Raw genomic sequence first — 915 nt, 5'->3', positions numbered from 1 at the left:
AGGCCGGGACGACACCGGGGGTGTGGAGCCTTAACGCTTCGGCTCCGCCATCGCCTCCACACCGCGGAGCTGGGTGGCGACGGTCAGCGCACCGACCTTCCGGCCCATGTCCTTGCCGACTTCGGTCGAGAACCGGTAGTGAAAGCCGGCCCAGATGCGCGCATTGGAGACTTCGTCGCTATAGTCCTGCAGCCGCGACCATTTGCGTATGACCCCCGGTGCCGTGGGGCTGGTCAGCGAGAACTCGCCGAAATCTCCAACGACGCTCTCGAGTACGGTCGCAATCGCCGCCGAGGTGATGCAGTGAGCGCAGGGATATTCCGGATGCATCGGCGTTTCCCCCAGCGGCAGCCAGGACGGGTCGCGCGGCGTCGCCGGATTCGACGTCAGGTCGGCGTTGCGTATGGCCGTGATCGGTCGCCAGAGATTGTAATGGTATTTTGCATCGAACACCGCAACGAGGGCGTCGTTGCCGGCAATTGACGTCAGAGCGAACAGCCGGGCACAGTCGACGAGATCCATGCCCTTCGCCGTTGCGGCCTGCTTCACGATCGGGTTGTAGGTGCGGGCGCCGACGAAGAACCAGAATCGTCCGATCGTCGTTTGCTCGGGCGTCCGGGTCGAGCTGCCTCGGCTACCGACCTCGCGGATCTCGTTGACGTCCCTGGTCCAGACCTCTGAATCGAGCGCTGGCGGTGGTCCGGGGCGGAACTGTGACCCGGACGCCATGACCCACGGCGTTGTCGCACCCGTGGTCGAGAAAAGCGGGACGACGGTTGGAACATAGGCACCCGGTTTGGTCAGGGGCCGGTACGTTTCCACGGCGTTGCTGCCATCCTTCGCACGAAGCTCCATGATCTGCGCCGCAGCCTCTTTCCCGAGGGCGATGCCGGCGATCTTGGACTCGCCCTCGGC

Annotated in this window: 1 protein-coding gene; it reads right to left on the bottom strand. The window is 64.8% G+C overall.

Annotated features, from left to right (window positions below; all coding sequences use genetic code 11):
• Positions 1 to 30: 30 nt before the first annotated feature.
• Positions 31 to 915, bottom strand: an 885-nt coding sequence (locus tag AC1D00_RS43050; RefSeq protein ID WP_477014913.1) for a vanadium-dependent haloperoxidase, incomplete at its 5' end; no start/stop codon positions are given.

The sequence above is a fragment of the Bradyrhizobium sp. P2_E8 genome (assembly GCF_056403875.1).
This window is presented reverse-complemented; position numbering and strand designations above follow the sequence as displayed.